A 1,299-nucleotide genomic window follows, 5' to 3' on the forward strand; every position below is an offset into this window, starting at 1 on the left:
TTTTCGACGTTTGGGGAACTGTCCTTGACAAACGCCGCGAAAAGAGCCGCCGTCCTTTTTCTATCGAGTTCTGCGTCGTCATAGGATTCGAGTTGAAAGATCTTTGTCATAGAGCGCGTTATTTTGGGAGAACCGCGCAATTGTCCGGCAATACGGCGCTCTTTGATGTGAAGGACCATTTCAGCAGGGACACGTATGCGCTCTTGGCTCTTAAATGCACTGTTTGCAGGGCAATCATCATAGGGGTGATGTTCCCAGAAATGATAAGCAACACGCTTACCACTGGCATTAAATTCAATACCCATACGAATGTAATTGTCTTCAATCTCAGCAGGTCCATTATAAGTTAAATCCAGCATTTCAGTGGGATAAACTTGCAACTGAAGAGGCACACCAGAGCGCCCGTAGAGGTCAACATAATGCAATCTTACAAAGCACTCTCCGGTTAAAAAGACCTCTCGTGCAATGGTTGCTTGAAGTCCATAAAAGTTGGCATCTTCATCATAATCGGCTTCATCAACCCATTGCCACCATAAGTCTAAAAGCTTTTTCTTTTCTTCTTGAAAACCTTCAATACGAGGATAAGGTTTAATCCCATCACTGACAGCCGCAGAGACCCATTCCTCCGTTGCAGACCCATAAAGAGATTCATTATCATAAAGCCATCTTGAACGAGCAACAATGGTATCACCGCATTCCTCAATGGCTTTATTGATATGTTTTTTTGCGGGGTCAAAACCACCCATGCGACGGCTTTTACTTGCAGCTTCAAAATGGGGATTGTGTTGACGAGAAATTTTAAAAAAGCCTGTGAGTTTATTGATAAAGCCAGCCATTAATAGCCTCGTGATATATTAAAATAGAAAACGCGTGAACGCTTGTGTCCTTCAAGGTTGGCTATTTGTGTGTTCAGCATCTCAAGCGCTCTGCGAAGTTCCTCAACAGAACGGTTGCTTACTTGCTTATCGCCATGGCGCACCGATTGCGCACCCGAATAAAGAGCCTCTTCAATTTGCTCACGCCGCCTTTTTAAACTTTCCAGTCTGTCAGTTTTGCTGTTAATTGGTTCTAAAGTTTCACCCACAAATTACCTCCAATCCCCTCGCATATAAGGATTCATCATTGTTCTGAATGGCTTCTTTTGAGGCTGTGCTGTCTGAGATCTTCTTGGAGCAGGAGAGGGCACATGTTTTGATGTTGGCTGCTCTAAAGAGCCCTCAATTTTAAGTTTTTCCAGACGCTCTTCTAAGATATCGACTTCTCGATTAAGGTTTATTCCTGCCGAAATCAGACCTTGTA

Annotated in this window: 2 protein-coding genes and 1 pseudogene; all 3 read right to left on the minus strand. The window is 43.6% G+C overall.

The window, feature by feature from the left end:
- Positions 1-836 (minus strand): phage portal protein (locus ACFINF_RS09580; protein WP_375620588.1); only part of this gene is annotated, 836 nt, incomplete at its 3' end.
- The gene (locus tag ACFINF_RS09585) at positions 836-1,084 is read right to left on the minus strand and encodes a phage head-tail joining protein (protein ID WP_375620589.1); all 249 of its coding nucleotides are present in this window, start codon (positions 1,082-1,084) and stop codon (positions 836-838) included. The genes ACFINF_RS09580 and ACFINF_RS09585, both read right to left, overlap by 1 nt.
- Positions 1,085-1,087: 3 nt before the next feature.
- Positions 1,088-1,299, minus strand: a pseudogene (locus ACFINF_RS09590) (phage terminase large subunit family protein); the annotation flags it as partial.

Origin of the sequence: Bartonella sp. TS25HLJMH, assembly GCF_042193505.1 — a bacterium.
GTDB classification, from domain to species: domain Bacteria; phylum Pseudomonadota; class Alphaproteobacteria; order Rhizobiales; family Rhizobiaceae; genus Bartonella; species Bartonella grahamii.